The sequence below is a fragment of the Allobosea sp. P4_H5 genome (assembly GCF_056400825.1).
This window is the reverse complement of record NZ_JBFUKM010000006.1, coordinates 283,208-299,818: the sequence shown is the minus strand read 5'-3', so window position 1 is coordinate 299,818 and position 16,611 is coordinate 283,208. Positions and strand designations below refer to the sequence as shown.

Below are 16,611 nucleotides of genomic sequence, written 5' to 3'. Positions count from 1 at the left end.
TATGAAAATTTGAGCCGCTAGAATACTCGCTCAAGACCATGTCGTCAGGTTCTACTTTCGATTTCTTGGCGGCAGCGCGAATTTTGGAAGGACGGATTGCCGAGAAGGCTGTCTCGCTCAACTCCCTCTTTTTTTACCGCCTTGAGAAGCCAATCGGCTGCATTGTGCCATTGTACTCGCTCGTCAGGCCATTCTTCGATGACCTTCGACCAAGCGTCGACTAACAGACCTTCCCGCAATCGGTCGTTTCCCTGCGCCGTTGTTGCAACGGCAATGTCGAGCAACGACATAAGCTGGTCGAATGCCCGGTTGTTTCCGCGACGCGAGAGGGGAGGCTGTCCCGCCTCGAAAAAGAGGCGGCACGCACATTCGACATTTGCTTCAATGTGAGAGGGGGATGACCAAGCGGCCATCGCTCGAACCATTATCGGCAGGCCCTCAGTATCGGCCCAATCGGAAAATCGGGAGGCAAGGGATGGGTCCTGTGCGATGCGCCAAAGGGCAAGCCTGGCGAGAAGATCAGATAATTCCAGCCGTGCACCAATCACCTCACCTTGCGTAAGCACTTCTCGCGCATGGTCGAGGGCAAAGCCAGCAAGCATAATTGTTTCGGGGCGCCGTTCGGTTGGAATCTCGTTGACGATCATCAGTGCGAAGATCGCCAGGGCTGTCGAACGCAGCAATGCAGATCGCCAGCGTGCAGGCTGGCGGTCAGCCATATAGGGTTCGTCCAGCAATGAGCTCGCTGCATCCTTTAAACCCTTGAGAAGGAGCCCCGTCCGCCGCCCTATGCCTCCCTTTGGATCGGGATGTAGGGCGATGAATGACCTTGCCGCCCATAATGTCTGATCGAAGAGATCGTCGGCCTGTGGATGATAGTCTTGGTCGAACGCTTCGCTGGGCGGCATTGTCAGGCCAACCTCCGACATCCATGCATCGAGATTGAGCTGAAGAAGCTGCGCGCGGGCGGGCTGCGCCGACAGACTCATTGCAAGCCGGTAGCGAAGCTCTTCAAAGTCGACGAAGGTCGGGGCAACGAGCGCGAGATGATCAATTCCTAGCCCCTGCGGCGGCCAAAACCGAGCCATATCATCGAGTATGCGATCGAACGCTTTTTCGTGCTGTTTGGCTTGCTGGCGTCGTTCGGCAAGCTGGGCGGGAAGGTGAGACGAGTTATGAGCATCAAATGGCGATAGTGGCGGCGTCTGTGCTCCTAGCCACCGCAGTTGCTGAGACATATCGCGGATAGCATGCGTTAATCGGAAGCGCTGATGAACAGCCTCCTTAAAGTGCAGTGTCATCAAGCAGGTGGCATCAACTTCATCGACTCCGCTATCGACAAGTAATTGCCGCCCTTCAGCAAAGCGGCTCGCATTTGCGGTGGGGTCGGCGGGTGGTTCATCGGCAATTCGAGCGGCGGCGAGAGCTATCAGCAATGGAATTTCGGTTCGGGCGACCGCCTGCACGCGCTCCGGTTCTCCACTCTGAAGATGACGGACCACGGCGCGGACGAGACTTGCCGTCAATGGGTGATTGCGATGCTTTTTTTGAATGTCTGCGACGGCTCTCGGTTTGCGATGAAGCGCCCAACGTACGACGCTCTGCAATCCGTAGCGGGGCGTTGATGCGACCTCCCACGGATGCGCCACTAGAGCCTGAGCATCCTGCAGCAGGTTCCACGACAGACTATTCGCCGACAGTAATTGTGCAGCGCTATGGTCTCCGAGGGAGACGGAACGTGCAGTTGCGAGCGTCTGTGCGAACGCCTCGGCGAGGATGGCTTTTTCCCGTCCGACGGTCAGTTTCGCTAGCTGAGGCAGTACAATTGGCCACAGCTTGGCATGGCAGCGGGCATCGAGCTCGCCGAGGCCGAGCATGATCGCGGCAAGGCTCTGAGGTTGCGCCGGCCAGCGAAGCCCATGCCGTGTGAGAGCATGCGCGACAGCGCCATCTCCGACTTGCCAATATCGGTCCGGGTTGCCGGTGATCAACCCTCGCAATCGCGCACGTCGAATAATGGCATCGGGTGTCGAGGAATCATCCATGCGAAGCAGCCACCGCAGTGCGGCAACGACGCCCGGTGCGTCGCTAACGTTGCGATAGCTCTCGCGCTGGTTCCGGCCATGCAAAGGTAACGACCGGTTGCGTCGGGAAACTGATATCCTGCCCACGGCTGAGCGCCTCGATGTAATCCTGAACGCCACGTGTGATGCCTTCCGCTAGGACTGTCATGCAGAAAGGGTAGTTTCCGGCCATCTTATTGATGCTGTTTGATAGCATATAGATTTTTGTCGTTTGGTCATGGTTGTAGAGAGCTAGATAGCGATCATGAAAGACTTGGTTGCCATTGGGGCGTGCAAGGTTTATGACCTTGATCTTAGGGTTTATGAGCATATGAAATTGCCTCAGAAAGCCCTCTAGCACGGCCTGGGGAGCTCTACCTTCCGGAATAAAGTCGCCGCTATCAGGTGCTCGGTCTTGCAAGCTGGTGATGATCGTCAGCTCGATGTCAGTGCTTGATAGACGCATAGCGAGACGGAGCAATGCATCCGCGCCGAAGAAGGGATCTACAAGTATGGCAGATTTTGTCTTACCGCCATGCAACAGCGTGTTGATGTGCTCGATGACGTCCAACTGAGATGCAACCGATCGAGCGAACCAGCGATCAGCGCTTTGCGGCGCGAAATACTCAGCGACGAACTGGTGAAGTCGATCTGCATGCGCCCGCCAACGATGGTCATGGCCGTTCACATTCACCAGAGAACGCAAGGAAGATTGTGCTTGAACGGTAGCGGCTTTTCTTCCCAGCGCCTCACTCACACCATGCGCCTGAACAGTGAGCTTGTCATCGAGCACAATGCCGCGCCCTGCCATGCTTGCGACAAGATTGACTTCGTGAAGAAAGTGCGTCGTTTCCCTGTGCAGCAGCGTCGTACCGTCAGCGGTGAACAAACGAACTGAAAAGCCATCAATCTCGCCAGGCGCAACGATTAAGGGCGAGAGCTGTTCGTTCTCGGGAAGGAAAATGATCCGGTCCAAGATGGTGTCGCGCCCGGAAAAGCACTCCACATGGAGGATATGAGATTCGCGCGCGAAGGCCTTTGACCGTGTAACGGCGAGAGCGTGGATGGGCTCCGGCTTCCCGAGTTTTTTTGGATTTGGCGCTTCGACCACAAATGGCCTTTTTCGCTCTAGCCAATCGGCAAGGTCGAAGCACTCGAAATTGCCGAGATGACTGGCATATCCTTTAGTGAATGGCAGCCCGAGGCGCTCCTCAAGGGCAGATAGAATTGCCTTCAGTGTATCCGGCGCGCGGCAGAGTTTGTTTAGAGCAGGCAAGGTCATATATGCGTCGACGGTAGCTCCATGATGCCCAAGAACATTTTCAAGCGTTCGACGTACCAACTTGGGTGTGATCATTGGTGCAGACCGACCGAATATCGAAGAAAGGTTGGTGGCGCCTTTAGCCATGTTCTGAACCAGGTGGTCGGCTTCATGTGCATCGATCACCGCATGCAGGATCGTTAGGACGAAAGGTGCGGCGTCTGTTGCAGGGGCTATGGTGATTGCTTCTTCAGCATAGGACTTTTTTGCTCGCTGCGATGGAGCACAGAAGCCGTAGACGAACAATGGCTCGCTTGCTGTGATTTGTAACCATGATGCCCAAACCCACGCGGTAGAGCTACGAAGATTTGGAGTGATGATCGCGGTGCTCGAAGCACTTCCAGTATCATCCATGGTCGTTCCACCAAAAACCGAAGCGGGATGCGTTCGACATTTGCGCGAAGGCGCAGTTACAACTCTCTGTGCTTCTTATGTTTTGGTCAAGATCGGCTCAATAGTGATGGTATCACTATACCCCTTTTTGTTCTTATTTCGGCGTGCGCCGGTTGTGCTCCGACAGGGTGATCGCGATCGGCTCTCAGGGTATAAGACGTGATGCGCAAGACCCTGATCAAGCTCCTCCTGATCCCGCTGGACCTCGTCGTCGGGCTCGTCATCCTGCTCGACGAGGTGTTGCGGCCGCTCTATCGGCCGCTGATCGCCTGGTTCGCCTCACTCAGGCTGGTGGCGCGGTGCGAGGAGGCGATCGGGCGGCTGCCGCCCTATGGCGCGTTGGTCGCGCTGGCGATCCCCTTCGCCATCGTCGAGCCGCTGAAGCTGCTCGGCCTGGTGTTCCTGGCGCGCGGGGCGCTCACGGCCGGCATCGTCACGACGGCGATCGGTCATCTCGCCGGCTTCCTCCTGGTCGAGCGCGTCTACCATGCCGGGCGGGCGCAGCTCCTGACCATCTCCTGGTTCGCGCGGATCATGGGCTGGATCGATGCGATCCGGCAGGCGGTGATCGGGCGGATCAAGGCCAGCGCTGCCTGGCGGCGGGCGGTCGAACTCGTGCAGGTGGTGCGGGAGCGCTTGCGGGGGCTCAGGGGCTGGCTCGCCAGCCTGCGCGCCTGACGCACTCAATCCTCCGGATCGGCCTGCCAGGCGGCAGCGAGCCGTTCCAGTTCCAGCGTGTAGCAATAGAGCGCGAACACGATGGCGAGGAGCAGTCCGGAGCGCCAGATCAGAGTGAAGCTGTCGCTGAGCCTCGTCAGCTCCGGCAGATGCCGCAGGAAATAGATGGAAGCGAGCGCGCCGCCGACGATCGCGCCGAGGCGGGCGGCGAAGGCCAGGGCATGCCCCAGAGCCAGGCTGCGGAAGCCTTTCGGCACCGGTAGTCCGTACAGGCGGCTCCAGTAACAAAGCTGGCCCAGTAACGCCGCCACGCAGATCTGAGCCAGGATTTCGGTCGGTAGCGTCTGCTGCTCGCCGATATGCGCGACCAGGACGCGGAAGGCGACGTGGATGTGGAAGAGGATGACCAGCGCGCAGGCCGTCTGCACGATCAGCAACAGCGTGTAGGCGAGGACCGGCCTTTGCGTCATGCGCCGCACGATAGAGGGCAGTCAGGCGCCGATCAAACCGTCTGGTTTTGCGCCGTTGAAGCGAGCGAGGCGGCGGCGCGGCCGGCGGCCTCGACATAGGCCGGGTCGCGATGGACGAGCATGACCGAGAAGGCGCCGTCCATCAGCAGCACGACCTGGCGGGCGAGCTCCTCGGGCGCGGCGGCGCCATGCTCGTCGCATGCGCCGGCGAGCCAGCGCTCGAAGCCGGCCTTATGGCGCGCGCCGATCTTGATGGCGGGATGGCCGGGCAGGTTGGCGAGCTCGGCGGCGGTGCGCAGGAAGCCGCAGCCCTTCCAGCGCGGATGGCGGGCCGAGCGCGCGAGATTCTGGAAGATCGCCTCGATCTTCTGCGGCAGGGAGCCCTCGGCCTTGTCGAACCAGCCGGCCATCAGCTTGAGATTGGGCTGGTCGCGCGCCTCGAGATAGGCGGCGACGAGCTCGTCCTTGCTCTCGAAATGATAGTAGAGCGTGCGCTTGGTGACGCCGGCCTTCTCGGCGACGGCATCGACGCTGACGGCGCGGATGCCCTCGCCATAGAAGAGCTTGCTGGCGGCCTCGATGATGCGGGTGCGCGTCGGCTTGTCGGGTTCGGCCATGCCTTATGTATACCGTACAGGTAGTATACATCGTCAAGCCTGAGGCGCAGCTTCGACCGGTCGAAACCGGAAGAAGGCCAAGGCCATGCCCGATAATGATCCCATCCTGATTCAACAGCGCGAGGCGATCGCGACGCTGACGCTGAACCGGCCCGAGAAGCTGAATGCGCTGAGCTACGGGCTGATCGACCGCCTGCTCGAACTGCTCGATGCGATCGAGATCGACCCGTCCATCCGCGCCGTGATCCTGACCGGCGCAGGCGAGCGCGCCTTCTCGGCCGGCGGCGACATCCACGAGTTCTCGCGGAGCGTCGCGGCCGGCCCGGAGCAGGCGGTTCGCGATTTCGTCCGCCGCGGGCAGAAGCTGACGGCGCGGCTGGAGGCCTTCGGCAAGCCGGTGATCGCGGCGGTGAACGGGCTCGCCTATGGCGGCGGCTGCGAGGTCACCGAGGCGGTGCCGCTCGCCATCGCCAGCGAGCGGGCGATGTTCGCCAAGCCGGAGATCAATCTCGGCATGCCGCCGACCTTCGGCGGGACACAGCGCCTGCCGCGCCTCGCCGGCCGCAAGCGCGCCATGGAGCTGCTCCTGACCGGCGATCCGTTCACGCCGCAGCGGGCGCTCGATATGGGGCTGATCAACGCGGTGGTGCCGCATGAGGAGCTGCTGCCGGCGGCGCAGGCGCTGGCGCAGCGCATCCTCAGGCATTCGTCCCTGGCTGCGGCGAGCATCCTCACGGCGGTGACGCGCGGCATCAACGCCAGCATCGCCGAAGGGCTGCTGATCGAGAGCGAGCAGTTCGCCCGCATCGTGCCGACGGCCGATCTGCGCGAGGGGCTCGACGCCTGGATGGCGCGGCGCCAGCCGGTCTATTCCGGCGACTGGTCGCAGGTCGCCAAGGCCGGGTGAGGGAGCGGGCATGAGCGACCATTCGAGCTTCAGCCGCGAGGCCTTCGCCGCCTTCCGTGCCGATGACCGTCCGGGGCCGGTGCAGATGCTGAACCTGATCCGGCTCAATACCGAGGCGCAGTATCCGGACGGACCGCATGGCGGCGGCCGCGAGGCGTTCGCGGCCTATGGCCGGATCAGCGCACCGGTGCTGACTCGGCTCGGCGGGCGGATCATCTGGCGCGGTGGCTTCGAGCAGATGCTGATCGGCCCAAGGGGCGAGCGCTGGGACATCTGCTTCATCGCCGAATATCCGAGCGTCGAGGCCTTCGCGGCGATGTTCCGCGATCCGATCTATCGCGAGGCGATGATGCATCGGCAGGCGGCGGTGAAGGATTGTCGCCTGATCCGGCTGGCGGCGCTGGAGGCGGGCGTGACCTTCGCCGGATAGGCAGGGTCGTTCAGTCCTGCTTCAGGCGCGCGATCAGGCCGTGGATGTCGCCGAGCACGAAGAGGTCGCGCACCAGCCCGTCCTCGAAGGTGAAGGCCGGTGCGCCATGCCACCAGACATGGCGGCCGCTCGGCGGCACTCCGAACATCTCGCGGCGGTGGAAGCCGTGGAAGCGCAAGCGCCCGAAGACGCGGTTGCCTTCCTCGACCATTGCCAGGATGTCCGAGGTGTACGCGCCGAGCGCGCCGGTGACCCAGTCGACATAGCCAGCGAATTCGCGATGGCCGCGCAGGACCGGGCCGAGCGAGCCGCGAAAGGTGAAGTCCTCGTGGAAGATCCGCGGGATCAGCGACTTGTCGGCGTGGTCCCACATCTCCTTGTAGAAGACCCTGACGATCTCCTTCTGCGGCGAGAGCACGACGCCGGCGAAATCGAGGGCGGGTTCGTCCGGTGGCGCCTCGCGCCCCTTCGGCATCTGCGTCATGCTCGTCTTCTCCCCTCTCGCGCGGGCCATCGAAAGCCCGCCCGATCAAGCTTGGACGAAGATGCACCGGAGGCGACAGCGAATCTCGCAAAGCGCCGGTGGCAAACTGCCCATGCCGGACAGGGCTGATCAACCCGCCATGTGAGGCGTTTCCGCAGGGGCGGGCGCAGTCGGCTCCTTGCGGCCCAGCCTCCGCGACAGCCCTTCCATGAAGAGGAAGATCACCGGGGTGATGAACAGCGTCAGCACCTGCGAGACGATCAGCCCGCCGACCACGGCGAGGCCGAGCGGCTGGCGCAGTTCCGCGCTGGCGCCGGCGCCGATCGCGATCGGCAGGGCGCCGAGGATCGCCGCCAGCGTCGTCATGATGATCGGCCGGAAGCGGCGCAGGCACGCTTCGCGGATGGCGGTGTGCGGCGGCTCGCCGGCGCGCTGCAGTTCGAGCGCGACGTCGATCATCATGATCGCGTTCTTCTTGACGATGCCGATCAGCATCAGGAGCCCGATCACGGCGATGACCGAGAGGTCGAGGCCGAAGAGCTTGAGCGTCAGGAGCGCGCCGAGCGCCGCCGCCGGCAGGCCGGTCAGGATCGTCAGCGGGTGGATGAAGCTCTCATAGAGGATGCCGAGCACGATGTAGATCGTCAGCACCGCGCCGGCGATCAGCAGGCCTTGATTGCCGAGCGATTGCTCGAAGGTCTTGGCGACGCCGGCGAAGCTGGTGCCGATCTGAGTGGGCAGGCCGAGTTCGGCCTTGATCGCGTCGATGCGCTGCACGGCTTCGCCGAGCGCGCGGCCGGCCGGCAGGTTGAAGGAGAGGGTGACGGCAGGGAGCTGGCCGAGCTGGTTGACGGTGAGCGGGCCGGCCTTGCGCTCGATCCGGGCGAAGGTCCCGAGCGGAACGAGCGCGCCGGAGGAGGAGCGGAAGCGGACCTGGTCGAGCCGGTCGTTCGACCATTGGATGTCGGGATTGAACTCGATGATAACCTGGTAGCTGTCGCTGGTGGTGTAGATCGTCGAGATCTGGCGCACGCCGAAGCCGGAATAGAGGCTGGAGCGCAGCACGTCGGCGCTGATGCCGAGCGACTGCGCCTTGGCCCGGTCGACGACGAGGTTGGCGAGCAGGGCTTTGTTCTGCAGGTCCGTGGTGACGTCGACGAAGAGCGAGTCGTGCTGCAGCGCGTCCAGCATCTTGCTTGACCAGTCGGAAAGCGCGGCCTGGTCGATCGACTGCATCACGAACTGGTATTGGCTCTTCGAGGAGCGTGCACCGATGTTGAGGTTCTGGACCGGCGACATATAGGTCGCGATGCCGGGGATGGCGGCGAGCTGGCGGCGCAGCTCGCCAAGCATCTGCTGCAACGGCGGGCGCTGGTCCTTGGGTTTCAACTCGACAAAGAGGCGGCCGGCATTGAGGCTGCTCGACTGGCCGCCGGAGCCGATGGTCGAGGCAACATGGGCGACATAGGGCGAGGCCCGGAAGACCTCCTCGACCTTCTGCTGCAGGCCCGACATGGCGTCGAAGGAGATGTCCTGGCGCGCTTCGGTCGCGACCTGGAGCTGGCCGATATCCTCCTGCGGGAAGAAGCCCTTGGGAATGGTCACCACCAGCCAGGCGCTGGCAGCGACGCTGGCGAGAAAGATCATCAGCACGGTGCGGCGGTATTTCAGACTGAGGTCGAGCCCGGCGCGATAGGCCCCGAGCACGGCGTCGAAGCCGCGTTCGAGGAAGGCGAGCCGGTCTTTCTTTCCAGATTCCGCATGAACTGCTGCACTCGCGCCGAGCCGGGCGCACATCATCGGCGTCAGCGTCAGCGAGACGAAGGCCGAGGCCAGGATGGCGACGGTGACGACCACCGCGAACTCGTTGAAGACGCGCCCGATCACGCCGCCCATCAGCAGCACCGGGATGAAGACCGCGACCAGCGAGAGCGAGATCGAGATGATGGTGAAGCCGATCTCGCTCGAGCCCTTGAGCGCCGCGTCGAAGGCGGAGAGCCCGTCCTCCTCCATATGCCGGACGATGTTCTCCAGCATCACGATCGCATCGTCGACGACGAGGCCGACGGCCAGCGTCAGGCCGAGCAGCGAGATGTTGTCGATCGAGAAATCGAGCAGGTACATCGCGCCCAGCGTCGCGATCAGCGAGATCGGCACCGCCACCGCCGGGATCAGCGTCGCGGTGAAGCGGCGCAGGAACAGGAAGATCACCGCGACGACCAGCACGATCGTCAGCCCGAGGGTGAACTGCACGTCCTCGACCGCCTGGCGGATCGAGGCGGAGCGATCGTTGAGCAGGCCGAGCGTGGTCGCGGGCGGCAGTAGCGACTGCATCTGGCCGATCGCGGTCTTGACCCGGTCGACGACCTCGACCGTGTTGGCGTCGGGCTGGCGGAAGACCGCGACGACGAGCGCACGAGAGCCGTCATACCAGCTGGCGAGCTGCAGGTTCTCGACCGAGTCGATCACCTTGGCGACATCGCCGAGCCGGACCGGGCGGCCGTCGCGGGTGGCGATGATGATATCGGCGAAATGGCCGGCATCGGCGAGCTGGGTCTGCGCCTCCAGCGTCAATTGCTGCGGGCCGGACTGCATGGTGCCGACCGGGGTGTTGACGTTGGCGGCGGTGATCGCCGCCTGCAATTCGTTGATGCCGATGCCGCGTGCGGCCAGCGCGGTCGGGTCGACCTGGATGCGGACCGCATATTTCTGGCTGCCGAAGATCTGGACCTGCGCCACGCCCTCGACGGTGGACAGCGTCGGCGAGAGCACCTGCTGGACGAAGGCGTCGATCTTGGAGAGCGGGGTGACCTCGCTCTTCAGCGCCAGCAGCAGGATCGGGGCGTCGGCCGGGTTGAACTTGCGGTAGCTCGGCGGCGTCGTCATGTCGACCGGGAGCTGGCGCTGGGTGCGGGCGATCGCCGCCTGGACGTCGGCCGCGGCGGCGTCGATGTCACGGTCGAGCGCGAACTGGATCGCGATCGAGGTGTTGCCAAGCGCGTTGGTGGTCGCGATCGAATCGATGCCGGCGATGGTGGCGAACTGCTTGATCAATGGCGTCGCGACCGAGGTCGCCATGATCTCGGGCGAGGCACCGGGCAATTGCGCGGAGACGTTGACGACGGGGAACTCGGCGCGTGGCAGCGCCGCGACCGGAAGGGAGCGCCAGGAGAAGAGGCCGCCGAGGATGAGCGCGCACGACATCAGGATTGTCGCGACAGGGTGACGGATGCAGAACGCAGAGACCGACATGGCGCGCCCTCACGGCTTGGCGGTTTGCGGGGCGGCGAGCCTGATCCTGGCGCCCGGCGCCAGCCGCGACTGGCCTTCGGTGACGACCTTCTCGTCCTGCGAGAGCCCTGAGGCGATCGCGACGACGCCGTTCTCATTGGAGGCGACCTTGACCGGCCTCGCCTCGACCGTGTCGTCGGGTTTGGTGACGTAGACGAAGGGGCCCTTCTGCCCCTCCTGCAGCGCAACCGACGGCACCGTGACCGAGGCGGGCAGCATGCCGAGCTGGACGACGACGTCGACATATTGCCCCGGCCAGAGCCGGTGCGGCTCGTTCGTGAACAGCGCCTTGACGCTCACCGTGCCGGAGGGGATGTCGACCGCTGAATCGATGAACGAGAGGTCGCCGGTGGCGAGCTCCTCGCGTGTGCCGGAAGCGAAGGCGGTGACCTTGGCCGGCACCTGCGCCTTGGCCGCCGTCTGCAGCAAGGTCAGGTCGCGCTCGGGCAAGGTGAAGGTGACGCGGATCGGGGCTAGCTCGGTCACCGTCACTAGGTTGCTGCTCGCGTCGTTGGCGCGCACCGCATTGCCCGGCGTCGCGGTGATGGCGCCAAGCCGGCCCGAGATCGGGGCGGTGATCGTGGTGTACCCTAACCGGACCCGGTCGAGCGCGAGGGTCGCCTCGTCCGCCTTGACGGCGGCGTTGGCGACGGCTTCGTCGGCGGTCGCCTGGTCGAGCGCCTGCTGGGTGCCGGCGCCCTTGTCGACCAGGCTCTTCTGGCGGGTGAGATCGGCGCGCTTTTGCGCCACCGTCGCTTTGTCGCGCTCGACATTGGCCTCGTCGCGGGCGACCTGCGCCTTGAGCTCGCGATCGTCGAGGGTGAAGAGCAGGTCGCCCTGCCTGACCTCCTGGCCTTCCTTGACGTGCATGTCGGCGATAACGCCGTCGAGGCGCGACTTGACCGCGACGATGGCGACGGGCTCAGCGAAGCCGATCGAGCGGCGTGTCACCGGAATATCAGCGTGGCCGGCGAGCACGGTCGTGACCGGGCTGGCCATGGGGCCGGCGCGGCGCTCGGCATGGGCCTGCTCAGGGCCGTCCTGCGGCCTGATCACGCGCCAGGCGGCAAAGACCGCAATGGCCACCAGAAGAACTATGATCACATAACGTTTCATCGAGAGTCCCGGCGCGGCGCTGTCCACGCATGACTTTATCGCCTCCCGCCATGGGGGGCCTGTCCGCAGCATGAACTCTTCGTAATGCTGGCGAAGGGCGCGGCGAGCCGTGAGGCCGGGTGCCCGGTGACGACGCAGAATTCCTTGATCGGATAGGCGCCAATTCTACGATCCCGGGGGCAATTATTTAATCTGTCTGCGCTATCTGCCTGCTGGTGAGTGCTTGGGAAGGTTGCGCTGCATGAATGCGCTGTCGCCGAATGATTTCAGGTCGTCGATCGATCTGGAAAAGCGCAAGTTCCATATGAAGTCCTATTTCGAAAGCAGCTTCTATCGGCAGTTTCGCTCGGCGAACATGGCGTTGAGCGCGCTGGGGCGCAGTCCTCGTGTCCTGTCCCTGGGGGCCGGTGGCGCTTTCGTCGAGGAAATTGTCCAGAAACATCTGGATGCTTCGGTCTTCGTCGTCGATTTTGCCGAAACCCTGGCGATCGAGAACGATCTCTACGGCAATTTCGCCGGAATGTTTGCCGGCGACATCTCGGCGCCGGACTGGGTCTCGCCGCTCGACGGCGTCGACGCGGTGTTCTGGTTCGACAATATCGAGCATCTGCGCATCGATCCGACCAGGATCCTGCGCAAGCTGCGCTCGGCGCTGTCGGAGAACGGCCAGATCTTCATCACCACCGACAATTTTGCGCGGCTACGGAACATCCTGAAGCTGATCTTCAACCGCTCGATCGTCGCCTTGCCGAAGGATCTCTTCGCCGAGGTCGATTTCGAGCACGAGTACGTCCATCGGCGCGAGTATACGCGGCCGGAGCTGGAGGCTTGCCTCCGGGAGGCCGGCCTGAAGCTGGTCGAGGTCGAGATGCTCTGGCAGAGCCCGTCGGAGAGCCTGAAGAAGCTCCCGTTCCGGAGCTTCGAATACCTGTTCCCGCGCTTCCGCCCGCATATGCTGATCCGGGCGCAGAAGGCGTAGAGCTTTCCGATTAGGCTGGCCGTCATTCCGGGGCAGGCCGAAGGCCTGAGCCCGGAATCGAGAACCGATGCCGTTCCCAAAGAAGCGGACCGGCCGCAGCGCGATCATCAAAACCGGTATCGGTTCTGGGTTCCGGGCCCTTCGCTACGCGAAGTCCCGGAAAGACGGCGTGGTTCTGCGCGAAATCAGCCGCTCAGCTCATCGCCGCCTTCACCGTCTCGACGAGCTGTTTCATCGTGAAGGGCTTGGGCAGGAAGTGGAAATCCTCCCCTTCCGGCAGGTTCTTGCGGAAGGCCTCCTCGGCATAGCCGGAGACGAAGACGACCTTGGTCGTCGGGCTGCGCTTGCGCAGTTCGCCGAGCAGGGTCGGGCCGTCCATCTCGGGCATGACCACGTCGGAGATGACGAGGTCGATCTTGCCCTCATGCTTCTGGAACTGGTCGAGCGCCTCGACGCCCGAGGCAGCCTCGTGGACGGTGTAGCCGCGAGAGACCAGCATGCGTGCGTTGAGCGCGCGCACCGCATCCTCGTCCTCGACCAGGAGGATGATGCCGGCGCCCGTATGATCGGCAGCGGCCTTCTTCGGGGCTTCCCTGGCTGCGGCCTCGGCGGCGATGTCCTCTTCGGTCGGGATGTAACGCGGCAGGAAGATGCGGAAATTGGTGCCGCGTCCGACGACGGAATCGCAGAAGACGAAGCCGCCGGTCTGCTTGACGATGCCGTAGACCATGGACAGGCCGAGGCCTGTGCCCTTGCCGACATCCTTGGTGGTGAAGAACGGCTCGAAGATCTTCTCCAGATGCTCCGGCGAGATGCCGGTGCCGCTATCCTCCACCTCGAGCAGCACGTAATCAGTCGCGGGGAGGGCGTCGTAGCCGAGCTCGCCGATCTCGGCCGCCGCCACGTTGCGGGTGCGGACCTGGAGCTTGCCGCCATTGGGCATGGCGTCGCGCGCGTTGACGGCGAGGTTGACCACGACCTGCTCGAGCTGGCCGAGATCGGCCTTGACCGGCCAGAGATCGCGGCCCTGGCGGACGTCGAGCGAAATCTTGTCGGCGACGACGCGCTTCAGCATCAGCGAGAGGTCGGAGAGCACGTCGCCGAGCGCCAGAACCTGCGGGCGCAAGGTCTGGCGGCGCGAGAAGGCGAGCAATTGCCGGACCAGGGAGGCCGCCCGATAGGCGTTCTGCTTGATCTGCATGATGTCCGGGAAGGACGGGTCGGTCGGCTTGTGGCTGGCGAGCAGGAATTCCGAGGCGTTGATGATGACCTGCAGCACGTTGTTGAAGTCGTGCGCGATGCCGCCGGCGAGCTGGCCGACCGCCTGCATCTTGCCGGCCTGGTCCATATTGTCCTTGAGCTTGCGCTCGGCCGTGGTCTCCAGCGCATAGACGATGGCGCGCTCGCCATCGGCGTCCTCGCTGGCGGGAACCGGCGATAGGTAGAGCCTTGCCGAGCGGCCGTCCTCGCCGGCGAGCGCCACGTCGAGCGGGGCGATCTCGCCCTTGCCCGCGAGCGCGGCGTCGAAGGCCTGAGCGAAGGCGCCGTTGCCATTGACCAGCTCCTGGATGGTCGCTGGCTGGTTCTGGCCTTGCATCAGGCGGGCGAAGGACGCGTTCGAGCGCAGGATCGCGCCGTGGCGGTCGACGGTCGCGATCGCCATCGGCGTCGCATGGAAGAAGCGGGCGAAGCGCGCTTCGGCATCGGTGTGGCGGTCGGCCCCCGCTTCGCCGGCGGCGCGATTGAGCACGAGGGTGCGCGAGGCGCCGGCGCGCCCGTCCTGGCCGAAGGCGACCTGGTGGTGCAGCCGGACCGGGAGTGACTGGCCGTTGCGGCGGCGCAGGTCGACATCGAGCACCTCGATGCGGACATCGCCGGGCTGGCCGCGAATGGCCTGGATCAATGCTGCGGCGTTGGGCGAGGCGATGTCGTCGAGCTGCAGGCCGCCGGAGCCGAAGCGGGCGAGATCATAGTCGAGCCAGCCGGCCAGCGTGGCGTTGAGGTAAGGCACTTCGCTGTCGGCGTCGATCGACAGGAAGCCCGCCGGCGCGTGGTCGAGATAATCGATCGCGTGCTGCAATTCCTGGAAGGCGTTTTCCTGGCGCTCGCGCTCGGGCGTGACGTCGGCGACGCTCCATTTGCAGGCCGGGCGGCCGGCGCGGGTGATCGGCGTGACGCGCACCCGATACCAGCCGACGGCGCCGCGCTCGTTCAGCGCCGGTTCGAGCCGGATCTCCTCGGAGAGGCGGCGGCCGGCGCGGGCGGCGGTGGCGAGGCGGTAGATCGCCTCGGAGACCTCGGCGCGGCCCTTGAACAGGCGCTCGACCGGGGCGATCTCGCTGGCGTTGCGCGCGCCGGCGAAGGCGAGATAGGCCTCGTTGGCGTAGACGATGCGGTTCTCACCTTCGGTGACGATGACGCCGTCCTCGGCGCCATCGACGATCGCCTTGGTCAGGTCGTTGCGGGCCGAGCGCCCGGCGAACTGGACCAGCCCGATCGCGAAGGCGAACAGGCAGAACACCCCGACGACCGAGAGCAAGGCAAGCAGGCCGAGGATCAGCGGCTGCGCCCATTCGTTGGCGATGAAGCCGAGCGCGATCGCGGCGCCGACCAGGAGGCCCGCGACCAAAAGAATGATGCCGACATGGCCGGGCCGGTCGGAGCGGTCGATCGCGCTCGGTGCCGTGCTTGCGCTCATTGCAGCGGGTCCGTTTCCTTCAGTCGCCCGTCGGTGATGGGTCGGCGCCGGGCATAGCGTAGAGAGATGTGCCCGGCCAGCGAGTTAGGCGCGCCGACGCTTCAGGCGCAAGACGTATCCGATCACTTCGGCCACCGCCTGGTAGTGTTCGACAGGAATTTCATCGTCGACGTCGACTGTGGCGTATAGCGCGCGAGCCAGAGGCGGGTTTTCTACGATGGGGATGCGGTGCTCGCCGGCGACCTCGCGGATCTTGAGTGCGATCGCGTCGACGCCCTTGGCGAGGCAGAGCGGTGCGCCCTGACCGTTCTCGTATTGCAGGGCGATGGCGTAGTGGGTCGGGTTGGTGATGATCACCGTCGCCTTGGGGACCTGCGCCATCATGCGGGAGCGCGCGCGCTGGGCACGCAACTGCCGGAGCTTGGCCTTCACCTCCGGATTGCCTTCGGTGTTCTTGTATTCGTCCTTCAGCTCCTGCTTGGTCATGCGCTGGCGCTGGTACCAGGTGAAGCGCTGGTAGCCGAAGTCGCCGATGGCGATGACGGCGAAGATCGCGAGCACGCCGGCCATCAGCTTGATCGTCAGCACGAGCACGGCGGGCAGCAGCGCGTGCACGTCCATCTGGGCGAAGCCCTGCAGACGGTCGCGCTCGCCCCAGAGCACGATCCAGACGCCGACGCCGACCACCAGGATCTTGGCGAGGCCCTTGGCGAAATTGACCCAAGCCTCCTTGCCGAAGATGCGCTTGGCACCGGCCATCGGCGAGATCCGATCGAATTTCGGCATCATCGGCTCGGTGGTCCAGAGCGGCTTGTGCTGGATCAGGGCGCCGACGAAGGCGGCGATGAGGATGAAGCCGAGCGGCAGGGCCATGATGGCAAAGCCCGTCATCACGCCCTTGCTGGTGACGTGGAAGAGCGCGCCCGCATCGTCCGAGACCTGATGGGCGTTCATCAGGAAAGAGCGCAGCGAGAGCGCGGCGTCGCGGGCGGAGCTGCCGGCAGCGACCAGCAGCGCCAGGGTGAAGCCGCAGAGCACGAAGAAGGTGCCGATCTCCTGAGACCTCGCGACGTCGCCCTTCTCGACGGCTTCGTCGAGCTTTCGCTGGGTCGGTTCTTCTGTGCGATCTTCGTTCTCGACGTCTCCCGCCATCGCTCTGTGTCC

At 64.3% G+C, this 16,611-nt stretch carries 13 protein-coding genes; 4 read left to right on the top strand and 9 right to left on the bottom strand.

Features of this window, described 5'->3' with window-relative positions:
• Positions 1-44 precede the first annotated feature (44 nt).
• Both AC1DS0_RS15045 and AC1DS0_RS15040 read right to left on the bottom strand, forming a co-directional pair.
• On the bottom strand, positions 45-2,045 hold the full coding sequence (locus tag AC1DS0_RS15045) for a hypothetical protein (RefSeq protein WP_476815103.1): 2,001 nt from the start codon (positions 2,043-2,045) through the stop codon (positions 45-47).
• 43 nt (positions 2,046-2,088) lie between these two features.
• Entirely contained in the window at positions 2,089-3,738 is a 1,650-nt protein-coding gene (locus AC1DS0_RS15040; protein ID WP_476815102.1) for a VPA1262 family N-terminal domain-containing protein, read from the bottom strand.
• Between the two features lie 198 nt (positions 3,739-3,936).
• Here AC1DS0_RS15040 and AC1DS0_RS15035 point away from each other — a divergent pair, with 198 nt between their 5' ends.
• Positions 3,937-4,455, top strand: coding sequence for a hypothetical protein (locus AC1DS0_RS15035; RefSeq protein ID WP_476815101.1), 519 nt, complete (start codon positions 3,937-3,939; stop codon positions 4,453-4,455).
• Positions 4,456-4,460: 5 nt separating this feature from the next.
• Here AC1DS0_RS15035 and AC1DS0_RS15030 read toward each other — a convergent pair whose 3' ends face one another.
• Positions 4,461-4,925, bottom strand: a complete 465-nt coding sequence (locus AC1DS0_RS15030; protein WP_476815100.1) for a hypothetical protein — start codon at positions 4,923-4,925, stop codon at positions 4,461-4,463.
• Positions 4,926-4,957: 32 nt separating this feature from the next.
• The gene (locus tag AC1DS0_RS15025) at positions 4,958-5,542 is read right to left on the bottom strand and encodes a TetR/AcrR family transcriptional regulator (RefSeq protein WP_476815099.1); all 585 of its coding nucleotides are present in this window, start codon (positions 5,540-5,542) and stop codon (positions 4,958-4,960) included.
• An 85-nt stretch (positions 5,543-5,627) separates the two neighbouring features.
• Between AC1DS0_RS15025 and AC1DS0_RS15020 the strand changes: the two genes are divergently transcribed.
• Positions 5,628-6,449: a crotonase/enoyl-CoA hydratase family protein gene (locus AC1DS0_RS15020; protein WP_476815098.1), complete on the top strand. Its 822-nt coding sequence runs from the start codon at positions 5,628-5,630 to the stop codon at positions 6,447-6,449.
• A 10-nt stretch (positions 6,450-6,459) separates the two neighbouring features.
• Positions 6,460-6,879, top strand: coding sequence for a DUF1330 domain-containing protein (locus AC1DS0_RS15015; RefSeq protein ID WP_476815097.1), 420 nt, complete (start codon positions 6,460-6,462; stop codon positions 6,877-6,879).
• 10 nt (positions 6,880-6,889) lie between these two features.
• On the opposite strand, the gene AC1DS0_RS15010 is transcribed toward AC1DS0_RS15015, so the two are convergent.
• The 3 genes from AC1DS0_RS15010 to AC1DS0_RS15000 form a co-directional block, all read right to left on the bottom strand.
• On the bottom strand, positions 6,890-7,363 hold the full coding sequence (locus AC1DS0_RS15010) for an ester cyclase (protein WP_476815096.1): 474 nt from the start codon (positions 7,361-7,363) through the stop codon (positions 6,890-6,892).
• 129 nt (positions 7,364-7,492) lie between these two features.
• Entirely contained in the window at positions 7,493-10,615 is a 3,123-nt protein-coding gene (locus AC1DS0_RS15005) for an efflux RND transporter permease subunit (protein ID WP_476815095.1), read from the bottom strand.
• Between the two features lie 9 nt (positions 10,616-10,624).
• The gene (locus tag AC1DS0_RS15000; protein WP_476815094.1) at positions 10,625-11,770 is read right to left on the bottom strand and encodes an efflux RND transporter periplasmic adaptor subunit; all 1,146 of its coding nucleotides are present in this window, start codon (positions 11,768-11,770) and stop codon (positions 10,625-10,627) included.
• Between the two features lie 241 nt (positions 11,771-12,011).
• On the opposite strand from AC1DS0_RS15000, the gene AC1DS0_RS14995 reads away from it, so the two are divergent.
• Entirely contained in the window at positions 12,012-12,749 is a 738-nt protein-coding gene (locus tag AC1DS0_RS14995; RefSeq protein WP_152012827.1) for a methyltransferase domain-containing protein, read from the top strand.
• A 193-nt stretch (positions 12,750-12,942) separates the two neighbouring features.
• On the opposite strand, the gene cckA is transcribed toward AC1DS0_RS14995, so the two are convergent.
• Both cckA and flhB read right to left on the bottom strand, forming a co-directional pair.
• On the bottom strand, positions 12,943-15,447 hold the full coding sequence (gene cckA / locus AC1DS0_RS14990; RefSeq protein WP_476815093.1) for a cell cycle histidine kinase CckA: 2,505 nt from the start codon (positions 15,445-15,447) through the stop codon (positions 12,943-12,945).
• Positions 15,448-15,531: 84 nt separating this feature from the next.
• Positions 15,532-16,599, bottom strand: a complete 1,068-nt coding sequence (flhB, locus tag AC1DS0_RS14985; protein ID WP_476815092.1) for a flagellar biosynthesis protein FlhB — start codon at positions 16,597-16,599, stop codon at positions 15,532-15,534.
• Between the last annotated feature and the right edge of the window lie 12 nt (positions 16,600-16,611).

Excerpts from the sequence above, each read along its gene's own strand:
- flhB (WP_476815092.1), bottom strand. The coding sequence starts at position 16,599 with ATGGCGGGAGACGTCGAGAACGAAGATCGCACAGAAGAACCGACCCAG.
- AC1DS0_RS15045 (WP_476815103.1), bottom strand. The coding sequence starts at position 2,045 with ATGGATGATTCCTCGACACCCGATGCCATTATTCGACGTGCGCGATTG.
- AC1DS0_RS14995 (WP_152012827.1), top strand. The coding sequence starts at position 12,012 with ATGAATGCGCTGTCGCCGAATGATTTCAGGTCGTCGATCGATCTGGAA.
- AC1DS0_RS15020 (WP_476815098.1), top strand. The coding sequence starts at position 5,628 with ATGCCCGATAATGATCCCATCCTGATTCAACAGCGCGAGGCGATCGCG.
- AC1DS0_RS15040 (WP_476815102.1), bottom strand. The coding sequence starts at position 3,738 with ATGGATGATACTGGAAGTGCTTCGAGCACCGCGATCATCACTCCAAAT.
- AC1DS0_RS15010 (WP_476815096.1), bottom strand. The coding sequence starts at position 7,363 with ATGACGCAGATGCCGAAGGGGCGCGAGGCGCCACCGGACGAACCCGCC.
- AC1DS0_RS15025 (WP_476815099.1), bottom strand. The coding sequence starts at position 5,542 with ATGGCCGAACCCGACAAGCCGACGCGCACCCGCATCATCGAGGCCGCC.
- AC1DS0_RS15015 (WP_476815097.1), top strand. The coding sequence starts at position 6,460 with ATGAGCGACCATTCGAGCTTCAGCCGCGAGGCCTTCGCCGCCTTCCGT.
- AC1DS0_RS15005 (WP_476815095.1), bottom strand. The coding sequence starts at position 10,615 with ATGTCGGTCTCTGCGTTCTGCATCCGTCACCCTGTCGCGACAATCCTG.
- AC1DS0_RS15030 (WP_476815100.1), bottom strand. The coding sequence starts at position 4,925 with ATGACGCAAAGGCCGGTCCTCGCCTACACGCTGTTGCTGATCGTGCAG.
- cckA (WP_476815093.1), bottom strand. The coding sequence starts at position 15,447 with ATGAGCGCAAGCACGGCACCGAGCGCGATCGACCGCTCCGACCGGCCC.
- AC1DS0_RS15000 (WP_476815094.1), bottom strand. The coding sequence starts at position 11,770 with ATGAAACGTTATGTGATCATAGTTCTTCTGGTGGCCATTGCGGTCTTT.